Here is a 15,451-nt window from a genome sequence, read left to right on the forward strand (position 1 = left end):
CGCTAAAGCGGCATCAAAATAGAGATAAGATGGGGTTAACAGAAGAGTGGTCAAAAGCCAAGTTCACGGCGGTCATCAGCGATTTGCACCTGACCGAAGCGGAGCCCGTGAATCCCCGCTTCCCGCTGTGGAAGAAGTATAAAACCCGTGAGTTTTTCTTCGATCAGGTCTTTGGCGACTTCCTGAATGAAATCGAAAAGCGTGCCGGTGACGAACAAGTCGAATTGATCTTGAACGGCGACATTTTCGATTTCGACAGCGTGATGAAGATGCCCGACCAACCCGCTTTCCGGATTTCGAATCTGGAAAAGAAGCGGGGCCTGTTCGCGCGTCCCGAGCGTTCACAATTCAAAATTCAAGTCATCACGGATCACCACGCGGAATTTTTCTGGCATTTGAGAAGTTTCCTAAGGCGCGGACATCGTGTCGTTTTCATCGTGGGCAATCACGACGTGGAACTGCACTTTCCCGAGGTGCAGTCGCATCTACTGGACGTGCTGGATCCGGACGAGCGCGCGCGCGGCCGTATCCGCTTTTGTGAGTGGTTTTACATTTCAAACGGCGACACGTTGATCGAGCACGGGAATCAGTACGACCCTTACTGCGTTTGCGAAGACCCGGTGCAACCTTTCGCCCGTGGCTATAACTACAAGACGTTGCGGTTACCGTTCGGCAACATGGCTTGCCGATATATTCTGAATGGACTGGGATTCTTCAATCCCCACGTCGAATCGAATTACATCATGACGGTCACCGAGTACGTGAAGTTCTTCCTGAAGTACATGGCCCGCGCGCAACCGCTGCTGATTCTGACGTGGCTGGGCGGTGCGTTCATGACGCTTCTGATGTCGATGAAAGATCGACTGTCGGTCGCGATCCGCGATCCGTTGCGCATCGAGGACCGCATCGAGGAAATCGCCGCCCGGTCGAACGCGACGCCACGTATGGTGCGGGAGCTGAAAGAGTTGGCCGCCGAGCCCGCGACCGGGGACATCTTCGCGATGGCCCGTGAGTTGTGGTTGGACCGCGCTTTGATCGTGTTTTTCGCCTTTTTCCTTATTTTGGAAGCGTTCGTGCTGATCAATACGGTTTTTCACGTCTCGTTTTATTGGATGTTCATTCCCCTGTTCGCGATGCTCCCGTTTTTTCTTTTCTATAGCCAGTCGATCCAAAGTTTGGTTTCAGGCTATAAAGAACCCGATGAGCGCATCTTAAGCACGGCGGGTCAGATCACGAAAACGAACCGGATCGTGTACGGGCACACCCATATCATGCGCCACGAAATGATCGGTTCCGTGGAGCATCTGAACTCGGGCTGCTGGTCACCGGCATTTTTGGACGTGGAGTGTACGCGCCCCATCGGCCAGAAAACCTTCGTGTGGATCGAGCCCGAAGAGGAATATCGACGCGCCCACCTGTACCAATTTGCGGATGGCGCCATCCAAGAGATCAAAGCTTTGCCGCGGTCGGGCGGCTAACCACGCGCCGCGCATCGCGACTTTGGGTTTGCTTGGCCCGCTTTTGCGGTGTCAAATTCAACCCATTGGAGAAGGAGTCTTCCATGGCAGAAGTTTTGGTTGTGACAAGCAAAGTCAAAAAGTACATCAAAGAAAAAGGCGGAATGAACACTTCGGCTGAAACGATCGACGTGCTCAGCAAAGCGATCGAGCAACTGTGCGCAAAAGGCATGGACTCGGCGAAAGCGGACGGCCGTAAGACCGTTATGGCTCGCGATATCGTGATCGATCACCTGTAATTTGGTTTTCAACCGGCCGTCGTCTTCGGGCGTGCGGCCGGATTCAGCCGACGAGAGCTTGCAGCTCGTCCCAGCTGATCATCTTCACCCCGAGGCTCTGCGCTTTATCGACCTTTGAGCCCGGATCGTCGCCCACCACCAAATAAGACAATTTCGAACTGACCGAGCTCAGAAGCTTTCCGCCGTTGGCCTCGATGAATTCGTGCGCCTGATCCCGTTTCACGGGAAGCGTGCCGGTGACGAGGAAGCTGAGGCCCGAGAAGGGGCCTTCCGCTTTTCGCCGTGGGGCTTCGAATTCCAAGCCCGCCTTCAGAAGGCGTTTGAACTCGGCTTGGAACTGTTTGTTTGAAAGCGACTGCTGAATGTTTTCGGCGACTTTGGGTCCGATATCGGGAACTTTCAAAAGCTCTTCTTCGCTCGCCTCTAGGAACTTTTCGGGCGTACCGAAATGGTCGGCGAGCATTTTCGCGGTCTGCTCACCCACCATCCGAATCCCCATGGCGAAGATAAGGCGTCCCAAGGTCGTCTTTCGCGACTTGTCGATCGAGGCAAGGATGTTGTCGGCGGACTTTTCGCCCTGGCGTTCGAGCGAAAGGATGTCGGATTTTTTCAGATGATAAAGGTCCGAATATTTGCGGACGAGTTCCGCGTCGAAGAAGGCTTCAATCAACTTGTCCCCGACTTTGTCCACATTCATCGCGCGGCGGGCGACGAAGTGTTTCAGCGATTCCTTCATCACGGCGGGGCAGAGGGGGTTCACGCAGCGAAGGACGACTTCGTCCTCTTGTTTCGTGACGGGCTCCGCGCAGGCGGGGCAACGATCCGGCATCTGGAAGGCGTGCGACTTCGCGGGACGTTTTTCAAGAATCACGGAAACGATTTCGGGAATGACATCCCCGGCGCGGTGAACGATGACGCTGTCGCCGACGCGGACGTCTTTGCGTTCGAGCTCTTCGCTGTTGTGTAGGGTCGCGTTCGTGATCGTCACGCCGCCGACTTTGACCGGCGCCATGATCGCGACGGGAGTCAGCGCGCCCGTGCGCCCCACTTGAATGACGATGTTTTCGATCAGGGTTTCGGCCTGCTGCGGTTTGTATTTCGCGGCGGTCGCCCAGCGGGGGCTGCGGGCGACGATACCCAGATCGTTTTGCAAGCGCAGGGAGTTCACCTTCACGACGATCCCGTCGATCTCGAAGGGCAAGTCGTACCGAAGCTTTTCGATGTCGTGATAGAAGGCGACGATCTCTTCCGCACCGTTCACGGGCCGGCGTAAATGCATGCCGCCCACTTCGCCGGCGACGGGAAGCCCCCACTCACCGAACTGCGTTTCAAGCTCGTTCTGGGTTTTGAATTCACGATCCTCGATGACGCCCGCCGAGTAAGCGAAGAAGCGGAGCGGTCGACTGGCGACGATACTCGAATCGAGTTGGCGCAAAGTTCCCGCGGCGGCGTTGCGGGGATTGGCGAAAACCGAAAGACCTAAATCGTCTTGGGTCTCGTTCAATTTCACGAAATCCTTCTTGAACATCAGCACCTCGCCGCGGATTTCGGCGAGCGAGGGTGGGTTGGCATCGTTCAACGTCAGGGGGATGGCGCGAATAGTTTTCACATTCTGCGTGACATCTTCGCCGACGGAACCGTCGCCTCGCGTGAGGGCACGGGTGAGTTCACCCTTTTCGTAAATCAGTTCCAAAGCGAGACCGTCGAATTTCAATTCGCACAAATACTCGACGGGTCCCTCGGTATTGAGAACTTTGCGCACGCGCGTGTCGAAGTCGACGAGGTCCTCGGGTGAGTAGCTGTTGGTTAACGACAACATCGGTAACCGGTGGGGAGCCTTGACGAATTGCTCGAGTGGCGGGGCGCCGACCCTTTGGGTGGGGGATCCGCGACGATCCAGCTCCGGATGGGCCTCTTCCATTTCGCGCAGCTCTTTGAAGAGCTTGTCGTATTCGAAATCCCCGACCAGCGGCTGGTCCAAAACGAAGTAGGCATGGTCGTATTTGGTCAGCAGATCTTTCAGTTCGCGGTGCCGGGATTCTACGGATGATTTCGCGGATTTGGAGGCCATCCTTGGGTTCTGACAAAGTTGCGTTCAGGGGTCAAATGTGATGAATTACGAAGGTTATTCACCGCGCCGAAAGGAAGCCCATGGCTGAGTCCTCCATCGATCGCGCGGCCGTCGAAAAGGCCGCGAAACTCGCCCGCTTGGAAATTGAACCGACCGAAATCGAACAGCTCACGAAACAGCTGCAAAATGTTTTGGCGAACTTCGAAAAGGTCGCCCAAGTTCAAACCGACGGCGTCGAGCCCTTGGTGACGCCTTCGGATTTCGAGGCCCAGGTTCGTGCCGACGAAGTGAAAGTCGAGCTGAAGGCAGAGGACATCACCGCCAATGCTCCCGCGAAGCAAGGCAATCTGTTCGCGGTTCCCCCGGTCGTTTGATATTTTGAAATGAGGATGAAATGGATCTGTTAACGGCGGGCCTCGGCGAAATCGCGGGCGCGGTGAAAACCAAAAAAATCTCCGCGAAAGAAGTCTCGCAATTCTTCTTGGATCGGGCCCAGCGCCTGGACACGAAGCTGAACTCCTTCATCGGTTTGAATCCCGATCTGCTGCAACAAGCAGAGGCGGTGGATCAGCGTATCGCGAAGGGTGAAGACGTCGGACCGTTGGCGGGCGTCCCCTATGGAATCAAAGACATGTTTTGCACGAAGGGGCTGCGTACGACGGCGGGCTCGAAGATTCTTGAAAATTTCGTGCCCCCCTATGACGCCACGGTCGTCGCAAAAATCAAAGCGGCGGGCGGCTTGGTTCTGGGTAAACTCAATCAAGACGAATTTGCCATGGGCTCGTCGAACGAGACCTCGTTTTTCGGCAGCGTGAAAAACCCTTGGAACACCGATTACGTTCCTGGCGGTTCTTCGGGCGGTTCGGCCGCGGCGCAGGCGGCGCGTTTGTGCGCGGCAAGTTTGGGCACCGATACGGGTGGATCCATTCGTCAGCCCGCGAGTTTTTGCGGCATTGTGGGCGTGAAGCCCACCTATGGCCGCATCAGCCGGTACGGGATCATCGCCTATGCGTCTTCGCTGGATCAGGCCGGACCCATGGTGAACTCGGTTGCGGATGCGGCACTCAGTTTGGAAGTGCTGTGCGGTAAAGACGCGCGCGACATGACGACCGCGGACCACGAGGTGCCGGCGTTCTCGAAAAATATCAACCGTTCGTTGAAGGGTCTGAAAATCGGTTTGCAGAAAGAAGCGGTGCAAGCCGGCGGCCTGCATCCCGATGTGCAAAAGTCGGTGGATCAAGCCGTTGCCTTTCTGAAATCCGAAGGCGCCGAGATCGTCGAAGTCTCGATTCCGCTGACGGAAATGGCCGTGCCGGTGTACTATCTGGTCGCGACTTCCGAGGCGTCTTCGAACCTGGCCCGTTATGACGGCGTGAAGTACGGTTACCGCGCGGACTTTCCGAACCTCAGCGCCATCGACTTGGAAGAGTTCTATTCGAAAACGCGCGGTCAAGGTTTCGGCAAGGAAGTGAAACGCCGGATCGTCCTTGGGACCTTTTGCCTTTCGGCGGGATACTACGACGCCTACTACAACAAAGCCTGCCAAGTGCGCCGTTTGCTACGCGACCAATACTTGGCGGCGTTCAAAAATTGCGACGTCATCTTGTCGCCGGTTTCGACTTCGCCCGCTTTCAAATTGGGCGACCGGATTTCCAATCCGCTGACGATGTATTTGAACGACATCTTCACCGTTTCCACGAACCTGGCCGGGCTTCCCGGCATGAGCGTGCCCTTCGGGTTTTCGGGCGAAGGCTTGCCGATCGGCATTCAGCTGACGGCGGCGCATTTCGAAGAGCAGAAGATGTTGAACGTCGGCGCGGCCTTGGAAAGTGCGGCGCCCGACAAGAAGAAGGTGCCTCATGTCTATTAGGGGATTCGAACCGGTCATCGGGCTGGAAATTCATGCGCAGCTGAAGACGAAGTCGAAAATTTTCTCGACCGACCCGACCACCTTCGAGGCCGGAGACAACGAAAACACCAGCCCCGTCAGCGTGGGGATGCCCGGGACGTTGCCGGTGACGAACGCGGCCGCGATCGAGTGCTCGATCAAAGCGGGTCTGGCGTTGAACTGCGAAATCCGTAAACGGTCGGTGTTCGCGCGGAAAAACTATTTCTATCCCGATCTTCCGAAGGGCTACCAGATCTCGCAGTATGATCAGCCGATCTGCGAGCGCGGACAAGTGACGTTCAAAGTCGATGGCACCGTCAAGACGGTCAAAATCGAGCGCGCGCACATGGAAGAAGACGCGGGGAAGTCCACCCACTTGGGGGATATGACGCTCGTGAACTACAATCGCTCGGGCGTTCCTTTGCTCGAAATCGTTTCGGGTCCGGATATGCGTAGCCCGGCCGAAGCGGCGGAGTACGCGCGCACCGTGCGCCAGATTCTGCGCTATCTCAATGTTTGTGACGGCAATCTTGAGGAAGGTTCACTTCGTTGCGACTGCAACGTCAGCGTCCGTCCCGTCGGCCAAGAGAAATTGGGAACGAAGGTTGAAATCAAAAATATCAACTCGTTCCGTTTCGTCGAGAAGGCGATCGAATACGAAATCGAACGCCAGATCGATGCGGTCGAGCGCGGTGAAAAAATCATCCAAGAGACCCGCCTTTGGGATCCGGATAAGAACCGCACTTTCTCGATGCGCACCAAAGAGGACGCCCAGGACTATCGCTATTTCCCCGATCCCGATTTGCTGCCGGTCGTGGTGTCTTCGGCGATGATTGAAAAGTGCCGTGGCGAGCTGCCCGAGCTTCCGTTCGCGCGCATCGAGCGCTTTACGACGGCGCTCGGCCTACCGCCACAGGACGCGGAAGTGCTGACAACCGAGCGAGAGGTTGCAGACTACTTCGAGATCGTCGCCCGGGTTTGCGGAAATGCGAAAGCCGCGTCGAATTGGATCATGACGGAGCTGCTGCGTGAGTTGAATCAAGCGAACAAAACGATTTCGGATTCGCCGATCAAAGCGGAGGCGCTGGGCCAAATGATCGCGCTTGTCGAAAAGGGAACGATTTCGGGCAAGATCGGCAAAACCGTCTTTGCCGAGATGTGGGCCAGCGGAAAAGATCCGGAAACGGTCGTCAAAGAGAAAGGCCTGGTGCAGGTCAGTGACACCGGCGCGCTCACGAAAATCATCGACGAGGTCATCGCGGCGAATCCCGCGCAGGTCGCGGATTATCGCGGCGGCAAGGTGAAACTTTTCGGTTACTTTGTCGGCGCCGTGATGAAGGCGTCCAAAGGGCAAGCCAATCCGGATGTCGTGAATCAAATCCTGACCGAGAAGCTGAAAGGTTAGTTGCCTATGCGCATCGCCGCTTTGGATTTAGGATCGAATACTTTTTTGTGTTTGATTGCGGAAGGTGAACTTGTGGACGGAAGTCCGCGACTCAGCCGAATCCTGAGTGATGAAGTGCGTATGGTGCGACTGGGGCAAGATGTCGATCGTAACCGGCGCTTCCATCCCGACGCCCTCGCGCGGGCGGAAACCGCGCTCGCGGAGTTTCAAGAAACGATTCAGAAATTTCAACCGGACCGAATTTTGGCGATGGCGACTTCAGCCGCGCGCGATGTCGAAAACGCCGACGCGCTTTTCGATCTGGGGCGAAAGTACGGCATTCCGATCGAAGTCATCCCCGGCTCCCAAGAAGCGCAGATCACCTACGCGGGCGCGACGAGCGGCGGCGCCAGCGACACCCCGACCCTCGTCATCGACATCGGCGGGGGTTCCACGGAGTTCATTCGTGGTGTCGGCACCGAGATGGGCTGGGGACACAGCCTGGACCTGGGTTGCGTTCGTTTGAAAGAACGTTTGGGTTATCGCGAAACGCTGACGGTCGATCTTGAGCGCGAAGCGCGCGCCAGAATCCAGGAAGAGCTACGCTCACTTCCGGCGAAAGTCGGATTGAGCGACGAAGCGACGGACATGAGCGTCCAAAATATCCTCGCGGTCGCCGGGACCCCGACGGAACTCGCGCGCATGGAACTTGGGGCTTTCGATCCGGCGAAAATCGACGGCTTCACTTTCACGCGTGAAAGAATAGAAGAGTGGGTTCGTCGACTGGCTCCTCTGACCCCCACGCAAATTCACGAGCAGTTCCAAGTTTCCCCGGGCCGGGCCGATGTCTTGGTGTTGGGGCTTCTCATTTTAAGTGAAGCGATGACCTTTTTCGCGCGACCGAGCTTGCAAGTCTCGACTCGCGGAGTACGCTTTGGCGTGGCATTCGTCGCGCTGACACGGGGGTAAGATGCGTTTTTGGATTGGCCTGATTTCGATTGTCCTGACCTCGACCTTCGCCCACGCGGAAATCAAATTCCCGAAAGAAAAAATCAAACTGGGTGGCAAGACCATCACGGTCGAGGTCGCACGTTCCAACGAGCAGCTCGCGCATGGCCTGATGTACCGCACGCAGATGGGTGAAAATGACGGCATGATTTTCATTTTTCCCGACGTCGATACGCGGTCGTTTTGGATGAAGAACACCTTCATTCCTTTGAGTATCGGTTTCTTCGACGAAGACAAAATCCTGGTGGATATTCAGGACATGGAGGCCGTGAAATCTGAAATGGTCACGACTCCACCGTCTTATGTGAGCGCGAAGCCTGCGAAGTATGCGCTCGAGATGAATCGGGGTTGGTTCCTCAAAAATTCCATCAAAGTTGGCGCGAAGTTCGAGGGTCTGAGCGACACCAAAACTCCCCGGAAACGCCCGTAAATCGCGGGGACTTCCGTCTAGCTTTCGCACCGGACTGGACCTTTTGATCCTGGCATAGGTCTTTGCATCATGAATTTTTTATGTCTATGATGGACCAAAGAGACAGAAGGTCTCGTTAAAACTTCAAGGAAGAGTTTTATGAATAAACGCCTTGCGTTGCTACTGAGTGTTGTCGTCGCCTTTCATATGGGCGCTTGTACCTCGAATGATTCGAGGGACGACGAAGCCGCGGCCGAAGAATCCATGAGTGGAGAGGAATCGCTCGAAGACGTCGAGGGATTGGACGGTGATGCGGTCGCCGAAGATTCCACGTCGGGTGAGGAGTCCTTCGAGGAAGCTCCCGCGGACGGCGGTGACGCGATGGCGGATGCTGGCGCAAGCGGTGGCGACGAAGGCTTCTCGGAAGACGCCCTGAGTGACGATGGCGGCGCGGTCGCGGAAACTCCCCCCGGCGACGGTGGCTTCTCGGAAAGCGATATGGGTTCGGATACGGCCTTCGCGGATAGCGGTTCTACGGACACCGCAACCGTGACCGAGACTCCCCCGATGTCGGAAACTCCCCCCGTTTCGGAACCTCCTCCGGCGATGGACACATCCTCTTCGTATGATTCGGGCTCGAGCAGTGCGAGTACCGGTGGTGGTGGCGGCGGACGCAGCTATCCCGTCATTCCCGTGAAGAAGGTCGAAGGAGCCCCATTCGAACGCGATGGTGTGCTTTTGAACGCGGTCTACTTCGCCCGTCCCGGCGACACCTTCTCGAAAGTCGCGAAGATGATTTATCAGGACGGAAAGAAAACGAAAGAGCTGAAGAATGTGAATCCGGACACCATGCCGCGCGTGGGTGATCCCATTTACTACAATTCCCCGAATCGTCCCACCGACAACTCGGTCATGAAGGTTTACTACGAAGACGCGGGCATCCAGCCGAAAGTCTATCTGGCGAACGAAGGCGATGATCTGAAGAAAGTCTCGAAGAGCTTGTTGGGCTTCGATGGCGCGTGGAAAGAAGTTTGGGCTTCGAACTCGGTCGAGTCGAAGTCGAAGGTCCCCGCCGGCACCGAATTGAAATACTACTCGGATTCGGACAGCGAACTGGCTCCTCCCACGATGGCGCAAAATACGCCGCCGGTTCCGGAAACTCCGATGCCTCCCGCTCCCGACATGGATTCGGGTATGCCGCCGGCGCCGGATATGGGAATGCCCGGTGCGGACATGGGGATGCCTCCGGCTCCTGATATGGGAATGCCTCCGGATCAGATGGCCGATGTACCGCCGCCGCCGGACAATATGTTGCCGCCGCCGGATGCGGGTCCCGACGCGGGAATGGCGGGCATGAACGAGATGCCTCCGCCCGACATGATGCCTCCGCCGCCGCCGCCGCCCCCTCCTCCGCCTCCGGAGAACAACATGGCGCAAAACCGGCCCGACCTTTCGGCGGACAGCTCGGATAACGACATGATGCTGGCTCTCGGTGCCGCAGGTGGAATCGCGGTGATTCTGGCGGTCGTGATGGTCATGCGCCGCAAACGCCAACAGCGTGAGATGGCGGCCGCGTTCGGCGATACTCAAGTCGGAACGTAAATTCCAAAGTCAGACATTTGAACGACGCGCGCCCGGAAACTCGGCGCGCGTTTTCTTTTTTTGGGAAAAAGAAAAAGGCCCTCCGTAGAGAGCCTTTCGATGAACGTGGTTTTTGGAAGCGTCGCTTAGGCGACTTTTTTGAAGATCTGATCCAGGATGCCGCGTGTGCCGGAGCGCTTCGATTCGACGAAGTAGATCAGATCGTCGACGATCTGCACGTCACGGTTGTTCTGCGGCATGAACTTCACGCCCGAACCCACCGAGTTCGACCAAATCACGACCGCTTGAACTTGGCGTTCGCGACCGCTGACCTGGAAAGTCAGATTGAGTTTCTCACCGGCGCGCAGGGCGCTTTCGCGGTGGGAAAGGAATGCACCAGAGAGACTGATGTTTTTCAGGCTACCGCCGCTGGCTTCACGAGCGTAGCTCTTGCGAAATTCGACGACGATATTGAGCGGCGTACGGGGAGCCGGGGACTTTTCTGCTTGCACAACTTCCTCCTCTTTCACGTTCTTGCCCTAAAGATCGGCAGGATTTCTTGAAAACTGAAAGCCAAAGAAATGTCGAAGTTCGCTTTCACGAAAAACTCTTAAGTTTGTAATTAATTGAGTTAATCCAAATGGTTATGCAATCTTCGGAGGCCTCAAATTCGAACGTTGGGTGTTCAGACAATCGACGTTTTCGGCCACATTTGGGGTCGGAATTAGGCCATCTATTGACAACCTATGCGCAGCGTCTACAATGAATCTCGACCAAGGTTCAGAGCCGAGTTATTCAAAGCCGGTAAGGCGCAATCCCTAACAAATGAATACTGTAAGAAGAGCTCTCGGCGCTTTTCGATAACCAGAATCCCTTATTCAATCATTCCAAATCTAATTTTATATTTTCATTTTCTAGTTTGCCCCTCTTATCAAGGAGACCCAGTTGTCTGAGGACAAAGCCGCGACCGGCGAAACCACTAAAAAGAAAACCCGTAAAGTCGCCACGGCGGACAAAGCAGAGCGCGCTGAAAAAGGCGGCGGCGAGCCCCGCGAGATAGCGGAAGCTCCGGCGCCGCAGCCCCGTGAAGAGGCGCCCCGCGCGGAAGCTTCGGCTCCGCAGGAGTCAGGTCGAGGTGGTGGCGAAGCCCCCTCGGCCGCTCCGGACGCGCCCGCAGAAGGTGGCGGCGGTGGGAATCCGAACCAAGGTGGCGGCCGTCAAGAGCGGCAAGAGCGCCAGGGTGGCGGAGACCGCGGACAAGGCGGCGGAGACCGCAACCGTCATCAGGGCGGCGGCGGTGGCGACCGCGGGAATCGCGGCAACAACAACCGCTTCTTCGACAAACGCAATAATCAAGGTGGGGGCAAAGGCAACCACGGCGGCGGTGGCGGACGCAATGACGGCCGCAACAACTACCGCAACAATCAAGATCGTCACAACCGCTTCCGCGACGACGACCAGCCCGATTCGGGCCTCCCGCCGATTCAAACCGCCGAAGTTGACGTCGACCTTTCCCAGATCAATCTGACGGACGAGGAAAAGAGCTGGCTCTCGTCGAAGGATCTGAAGTCGAAGAACATCGGTCAGCTGAACGAACTCGCGATCAAACTCAAAATCGAGAACGCCGCGGGACTTCGTCGTCAGGATCTGGTCTTCGAAATTCTGAAACGCGCGGCTCGCCTGGGCGACATTTACGGTTCGGGTTGCTTGGAGATCCTGCCGGACGGCTACGGCTTCCTGCGTTCGCCCGATTACAACTACCTTCCGGGTCCCGATGACATCTACGTTTCCCCTTCGCAAATCCGCCGTTTCGGCCTGCGGACGGGTGACACCATCACGGGCACGGTTCGTCCTCCGAAAGAGGGCGAGCGTTACTTCGCGCTCTTGAAAGTGGACTCGCTCAACTTCGAAGCGGGCGAAGGCACCAAAGATAAAATCCTGTTCGATAACTTGACCCCCTTGTACCCGAACGAGCGTTTGAAGCTCGAGCACAGCCCTGCGGACTTCACGACTCGCGTCGTGGATCTGATGGCGCCTTTGGGTAAAGGTCAGCGCGCATTGATCGTGGCGCCTCCGCGCACCGGTAAGACCGTCCTGATGCAAAACATCGCGAATGCGATCTCGATCAACCACCCCGAGGTGAAACTGATCGTTCTGCTGATTGATGAGCGTCCCGAGGAAGTCACCGACATGCTTCGTTCCGTGAAGGGCGAAGTCATTTCGTCGACCTTCGATGAACCGCCCACGCGTCACGTTCAAGTCGCGGAAATGGTTCTGGAAAAAGCGAAACGTCTGGTCGAACATAAACACGACGTCGTGATCCTGCTCGATTCGATCACGCGTCTGGCGCGCGCGTACAATACGGTCGTCCCGCCGTCGGGAAAAATCCTGTCGGGGGGGGTGGACTCGAACGCGCTCCATAAACCGAAGCGTTTCTTCGGCGCGGCCCGTAACATCGAAGAGGGTGGCTCGCTCACGGTCATCGCGACCGCGCTGATCGACACCGGTTCGCGGATGGACGAGGTCATCTTCGAGGAATTCAAAGGAACCGGTAACGCCGAGATTCACTTGGATCGTAAGCTCATGGAAAAGCGGATCTTCCCCTGCATGGACATCAACAAGTCCGGCACGCGGAAAGAGGATCTGCTGATCGAGAAAAACGACCTGAATCGCCTGTGGATTCTGCGTAAAGTTCTGGCACCCATGAACGTCGTCGACGCCATGGAGTTCCTGACCGACAAGATTAGTGGTACCAAATCGAACACCGCGTTCTTAAGCGCGATGGGCGGCTAATTCAGCGTTCGAGCAGCTGATAAGTTACTGATTTCACGAGGGGATAAAGTCCTTGATAGGCCCTAACCCTTGTGATAACTCCTGCGGACTTAGCGACCTATTTTAGGCATTGATAGAGGATTTCGAGATGAAAAAAGATTTGCACCCGAAAGTTTATGACGTCGTTTTCAAAGACGTTTCGAGCGATTTCTCCTTTTTGGGTCAGAGCACTCAAAAATCCGCTGAGACCACGGAGTGGGAAGGTAAGACCTACCCCTTGATCAAAGTGGAAATCTCGAGCGCATCGCACCCCTTCTACACGGGTAAACAACGTGTGATGGATACTGAAGGCCGCATCGACCGCTTCAAGAAGAAATACGGCCGCAAGTAGCGTCCCCACTGAATTTAGATCTCTTCGCCCGAGTGCAACCTCGGGCGTTTTTATTTGTCCGCCCCTGTTTTCCGGCGGCCCTCATCGCCGCCGTCTCATCGGTGATCTATGTTTTCCAAACTTGATGAAGTTGAATCCCGCTATGAGCAGGTGAATCTGCAGCTGCAGAATCCCGCCGTGGCTGGCGATCAGGCCAAATACCGTTCGCTCATGAAGGACTTCGCCGAAACCGGTAAAGTCGTCACCGTCTATCGTCAGTACAAGAAGCTCGTGAAGGAGCTTGCGGACAACCAAGAGCTCGTGAACGAGAACGACGAAGAAATCCGTGCGATGGCGAAAGAAGAGATCCGCGAGATCGAGCGTCGGCTTCCCGAAATTGAAGAAGAGCTGAAGATCCTGCTGTTGCCGAAGGATCCGAACGACGACAAAAACATCATCATGGAGATTCGCGCCGGCGCGGGTGGTGATGAGGCCAGTTTGTTTGCGGAAGAACTCTTCCGCGCCTATACGCACTACGCGGGAAAATTCGGCTGGCGCGTTCAGCTGATGTCGACGAGCGATGGGAACGTCGGCGGCTTCAAGGAGGTCATTGCGAGCATCAGCGGTGATCAGGTTTACTCTCGTTTGAAATTCGAATCGGGCGTTCATCGCGTCCAACGTGTTCCGAAAACGGAAACCCAAGGACGTGTTCATACGTCGACGATTACCGTTGCGATCATTCCCGAGCAGGAAGTTTCGGAAGTGAAACTGAATATGAACGAGATCCGTATCGACGTGACCCGCTCGCAAGGAGCCGGTGGGCAATCGGTCAATACGACGGACTCGGCCGTCCGGGCGACGCACTTGCCGACGGGGATCATCGTTTTCTGTCAGCAGGGAAAATCGCAGACCTCGAATAAAGAGATCGCCCTTCAGATTTTGTATTCGAAACTTGTCGCTTTGGACGAAGAGAAACGGATGAAAGAGGCGTCGGATGCGCGTCTGGCGCAAATCGGAACGGGTGATCGTTCCGAACGTATCCGGACCTACAACTTCCCCCAAAGCCGCATTACGGATCACCGGATTGGTTTTACAACCCATGCGATCCATGATGTGATGTCGGGCAGTGTGGACGTCGTGATTGATCCCTTGATCGCGCACTTCCGCGCGGAAGCCCTCAAACAACAGACGCAGCAATAGCTCTCGCGAGGCCGCCGATGAAGATCCAGGAAGTCCTGACGAAGACGACCCAATTCTTCAAAGAGAAGAAGATCGAAACCGCACGTCTTGATGCGGAACTTCTGATCTCGAAGGCCCTCGGTATTCGTCGTATCGACCTGTACATGAAATTCGAACAGCCCTTGAAAGACACCGAGGTCACGCAGTGCCGTGAGTTCGTGCGTCGCCGCGCGGCCGGTGAGCCCGTCGCCTACATCTTGAATGAGAAGGGTTTCTTCGGTCTGGATTTCTTCGTGGATAAACGGGTGCTCATCCCGCGTCCGGAATCCGAGATGCTGGTTGAAACGGCGCTGGATTATCTGCAGGCGCTGCGTCCGAAGGCGCGCAAACTCAATAAATCGGCGACCAATCAAGACGTTGCCGTCGCGCAGGCCCTGCTGACTCAGGGAACGGATGTCGAGGCCGGAGCGACGACGGTCTTACCACCCGTGACGAGTGAGCCTTCTTCCGCCGAAGAGTTCCACATTATGGATCTGGGATGCGGTTCGGGTTGTCTGGCGCTCGCCACGATCGTGCAGCGCCCGGATGCGCGCGCGACTTTGGTTGATCGTAGCGAGCTCGCCCTGGATGTAGCGAAATTGAACGCCGAGAAACTCGGAGTCGCCGAGCGCTGCGAATGGCGCCAGGGGCGGGTGCAAGAGCTCTCGTTCGATGGCGACGTGGATGTGATTCTGGCGAATCCTCCCTACATCCGGAAGGGCGATCCGCTTTTGGAAAAAAATGTGGAAGTCTTCGAGCCCTCGCTCGCGTTGTTCGGCGGGGAATCGGGCATGGACGAAATCGAGCAGTGGCTACCGCGGGCTTACGCCTGGTTGAAACCCGGCGGGCTTCTGGCGATGGAGATCGGTGCCGATCAGGGCGCCGCCACTCTGGCGGAATTTCAGAAAAATAATTTCATCGACTGTGAACTCAAAAAAGATCTGGCCGGACTTGATCGCGTAGTGACCGGCCGCAAAGGATAAACTTATGGATA

The 15,451-nt window shown here is 56.2% G+C and carries 14 protein-coding genes; 12 read left to right on the forward strand and 2 right to left on the reverse strand.

Going from position 1 to position 15,451, the window contains the following annotated elements:
- The first annotated feature begins 29 nt into the window (after positions 1 to 29).
- Together KF767_15555 and KF767_15560 are read left to right on the forward strand one after the other, a co-directional pair.
- On the forward strand, positions 30 to 1,478 hold the full coding sequence (locus tag KF767_15555; protein ID MBX3019303.1) for a metallophosphoesterase: 1,449 nt from the start codon (positions 30 to 32) through the stop codon (positions 1,476 to 1,478).
- Between the two features lie 83 nt (positions 1,479 to 1,561).
- On the forward strand, positions 1,562 to 1,756 hold the full coding sequence (locus tag KF767_15560; protein MBX3019304.1) for a hypothetical protein: 195 nt from the start codon (positions 1,562 to 1,564) through the stop codon (positions 1,754 to 1,756).
- Between the two features lie 43 nt (positions 1,757 to 1,799).
- Here the strand turns inward: KF767_15560 and ligA are convergent, their stop codons facing one another.
- Positions 1,800 to 3,827, reverse strand: a complete 2,028-nt coding sequence (gene ligA, locus KF767_15565; protein MBX3019305.1) for an NAD-dependent DNA ligase LigA — start codon at positions 3,825 to 3,827, stop codon at positions 1,800 to 1,802.
- A gap of 80 nt (positions 3,828 to 3,907) precedes the next feature.
- Here ligA and gatC point away from each other — a divergent pair, with 80 nt between their 5' ends.
- The 6 genes from gatC to KF767_15595 all read left to right on the forward strand — a co-directional run bounded on the left by gatC (position 3,908) and on the right by KF767_15595 (position 10,118).
- Positions 3,908 to 4,201: an Asp-tRNA(Asn)/Glu-tRNA(Gln) amidotransferase subunit GatC gene (gene gatC / locus KF767_15570; protein MBX3019306.1), complete on the forward strand. Its 294-nt coding sequence runs from the start codon at positions 3,908 to 3,910 to the stop codon at positions 4,199 to 4,201.
- A 20-nt stretch (positions 4,202 to 4,221) separates the two neighbouring features.
- Positions 4,222 to 5,697 (forward strand): Asp-tRNA(Asn)/Glu-tRNA(Gln) amidotransferase subunit GatA, encoded by a 1,476-nt coding sequence (gene gatA, locus KF767_15575; GenBank protein ID MBX3019307.1) that lies wholly within the window; start codon positions 4,222 to 4,224, stop codon positions 5,695 to 5,697.
- The gene (gene gatB, locus KF767_15580) at positions 5,687 to 7,120 is read left to right on the forward strand and encodes an Asp-tRNA(Asn)/Glu-tRNA(Gln) amidotransferase subunit GatB (GenBank protein MBX3019308.1); all 1,434 of its coding nucleotides are present in this window, start codon (positions 5,687 to 5,689) and stop codon (positions 7,118 to 7,120) included. The genes gatA and gatB overlap by 11 nt, the downstream gene beginning before the upstream one ends.
- A gap of 6 nt (positions 7,121 to 7,126) precedes the next feature.
- Entirely contained in the window at positions 7,127 to 8,068 is a 942-nt protein-coding gene (locus KF767_15585; protein MBX3019309.1) for a Ppx/GppA family phosphatase, read from the forward strand.
- Between the two features lies 1 nt (position 8,069).
- Entirely contained in the window at positions 8,070 to 8,537 is a 468-nt protein-coding gene (locus tag KF767_15590) for a DUF192 domain-containing protein (GenBank protein MBX3019310.1), read from the forward strand.
- 138 nt (positions 8,538 to 8,675) lie between these two features.
- The gene (locus KF767_15595) at positions 8,676 to 10,118 is read left to right on the forward strand and encodes a hypothetical protein (GenBank protein ID MBX3019311.1); all 1,443 of its coding nucleotides are present in this window, start codon (positions 8,676 to 8,678) and stop codon (positions 10,116 to 10,118) included.
- A 125-nt stretch (positions 10,119 to 10,243) separates the two neighbouring features.
- Here KF767_15595 and KF767_15600 read toward each other — a convergent pair whose 3' ends face one another.
- A complete protein-coding gene (locus KF767_15600; protein ID MBX3019312.1) occupies positions 10,244 to 10,609 on the reverse strand; it encodes a PilZ domain-containing protein in 366 nt (121 codons plus the stop codon).
- Between the two features lie 1,012 nt (positions 10,610 to 11,621).
- Between KF767_15600 and rho the strand changes: the two genes are divergently transcribed.
- The 4 genes from rho (at position 11,622) to KF767_15620 (ending at position 15,440) form a co-directional block, all read left to right on the forward strand.
- Positions 11,622 to 12,890 (forward strand): transcription termination factor Rho, encoded by a 1,269-nt coding sequence (rho, locus tag KF767_15605; GenBank protein MBX3019313.1) that lies wholly within the window; start codon positions 11,622 to 11,624, stop codon positions 12,888 to 12,890.
- Positions 12,891 to 13,017: 127 nt separating this feature from the next.
- Positions 13,018 to 13,260 carry a type B 50S ribosomal protein L31 gene (locus KF767_15610; GenBank protein MBX3019314.1) on the forward strand — a complete coding sequence of 81 codons (243 nt, stop codon included), beginning with the start codon at positions 13,018 to 13,020 and terminating at the stop codon, positions 13,258 to 13,260.
- Positions 13,261 to 13,368: 108 nt separating this feature from the next.
- Positions 13,369 to 14,439 (forward strand): peptide chain release factor 1, encoded by a 1,071-nt coding sequence (gene prfA, locus KF767_15615; GenBank protein MBX3019315.1) that lies wholly within the window; start codon positions 13,369 to 13,371, stop codon positions 14,437 to 14,439.
- A 17-nt stretch (positions 14,440 to 14,456) separates the two neighbouring features.
- The gene (locus tag KF767_15620; protein ID MBX3019316.1) at positions 14,457 to 15,440 is read left to right on the forward strand and encodes a peptide chain release factor N(5)-glutamine methyltransferase; all 984 of its coding nucleotides are present in this window, start codon (positions 14,457 to 14,459) and stop codon (positions 15,438 to 15,440) included.
- Positions 15,441 to 15,451 lie beyond the last annotated feature (11 nt).

The sequence above is a fragment of the Pseudobdellovibrionaceae bacterium genome (genome assembly GCA_019637875.1).
Classification (GTDB): domain Bacteria; phylum Bdellovibrionota; class Bdellovibrionia; order Bdellovibrionales; family Bdellovibrionaceae; genus JAHBUW01.

Coding starts and splice junctions, on each gene's coding strand:
- KF767_15555 (MBX3019303.1), top strand. CDS start 30: ATGGGGTTAACAGAAGAGTGGTCAAAAGCCAAGTTCACGGCGGTCATC.
- KF767_15560 (MBX3019304.1), top strand. CDS start 1,562: ATGGCAGAAGTTTTGGTTGTGACAAGCAAAGTCAAAAAGTACATCAAA.
- ligA (MBX3019305.1), bottom strand. CDS start 3,827: ATGGCCTCCAAATCCGCGAAATCATCCGTAGAATCCCGGCACCGCGAA.
- gatC (MBX3019306.1), top strand. CDS start 3,908: ATGGCTGAGTCCTCCATCGATCGCGCGGCCGTCGAAAAGGCCGCGAAA.
- gatA (MBX3019307.1), top strand. CDS start 4,222: ATGGATCTGTTAACGGCGGGCCTCGGCGAAATCGCGGGCGCGGTGAAA.
- gatB (MBX3019308.1), top strand. CDS start 5,687: ATGTCTATTAGGGGATTCGAACCGGTCATCGGGCTGGAAATTCATGCG.
- KF767_15585 (MBX3019309.1), top strand. CDS start 7,127: ATGCGCATCGCCGCTTTGGATTTAGGATCGAATACTTTTTTGTGTTTG.
- KF767_15590 (MBX3019310.1), top strand. CDS start 8,070: ATGCGTTTTTGGATTGGCCTGATTTCGATTGTCCTGACCTCGACCTTC.
- KF767_15595 (MBX3019311.1), top strand. CDS start 8,676: ATGAATAAACGCCTTGCGTTGCTACTGAGTGTTGTCGTCGCCTTTCAT.
- KF767_15610 (MBX3019314.1), top strand. CDS start 13,018: ATGAAAAAAGATTTGCACCCGAAAGTTTATGACGTCGTTTTCAAAGAC.
- prfA (MBX3019315.1), top strand. CDS start 13,369: ATGTTTTCCAAACTTGATGAAGTTGAATCCCGCTATGAGCAGGTGAAT.
- KF767_15620 (MBX3019316.1), top strand. CDS start 14,457: ATGAAGATCCAGGAAGTCCTGACGAAGACGACCCAATTCTTCAAAGAG.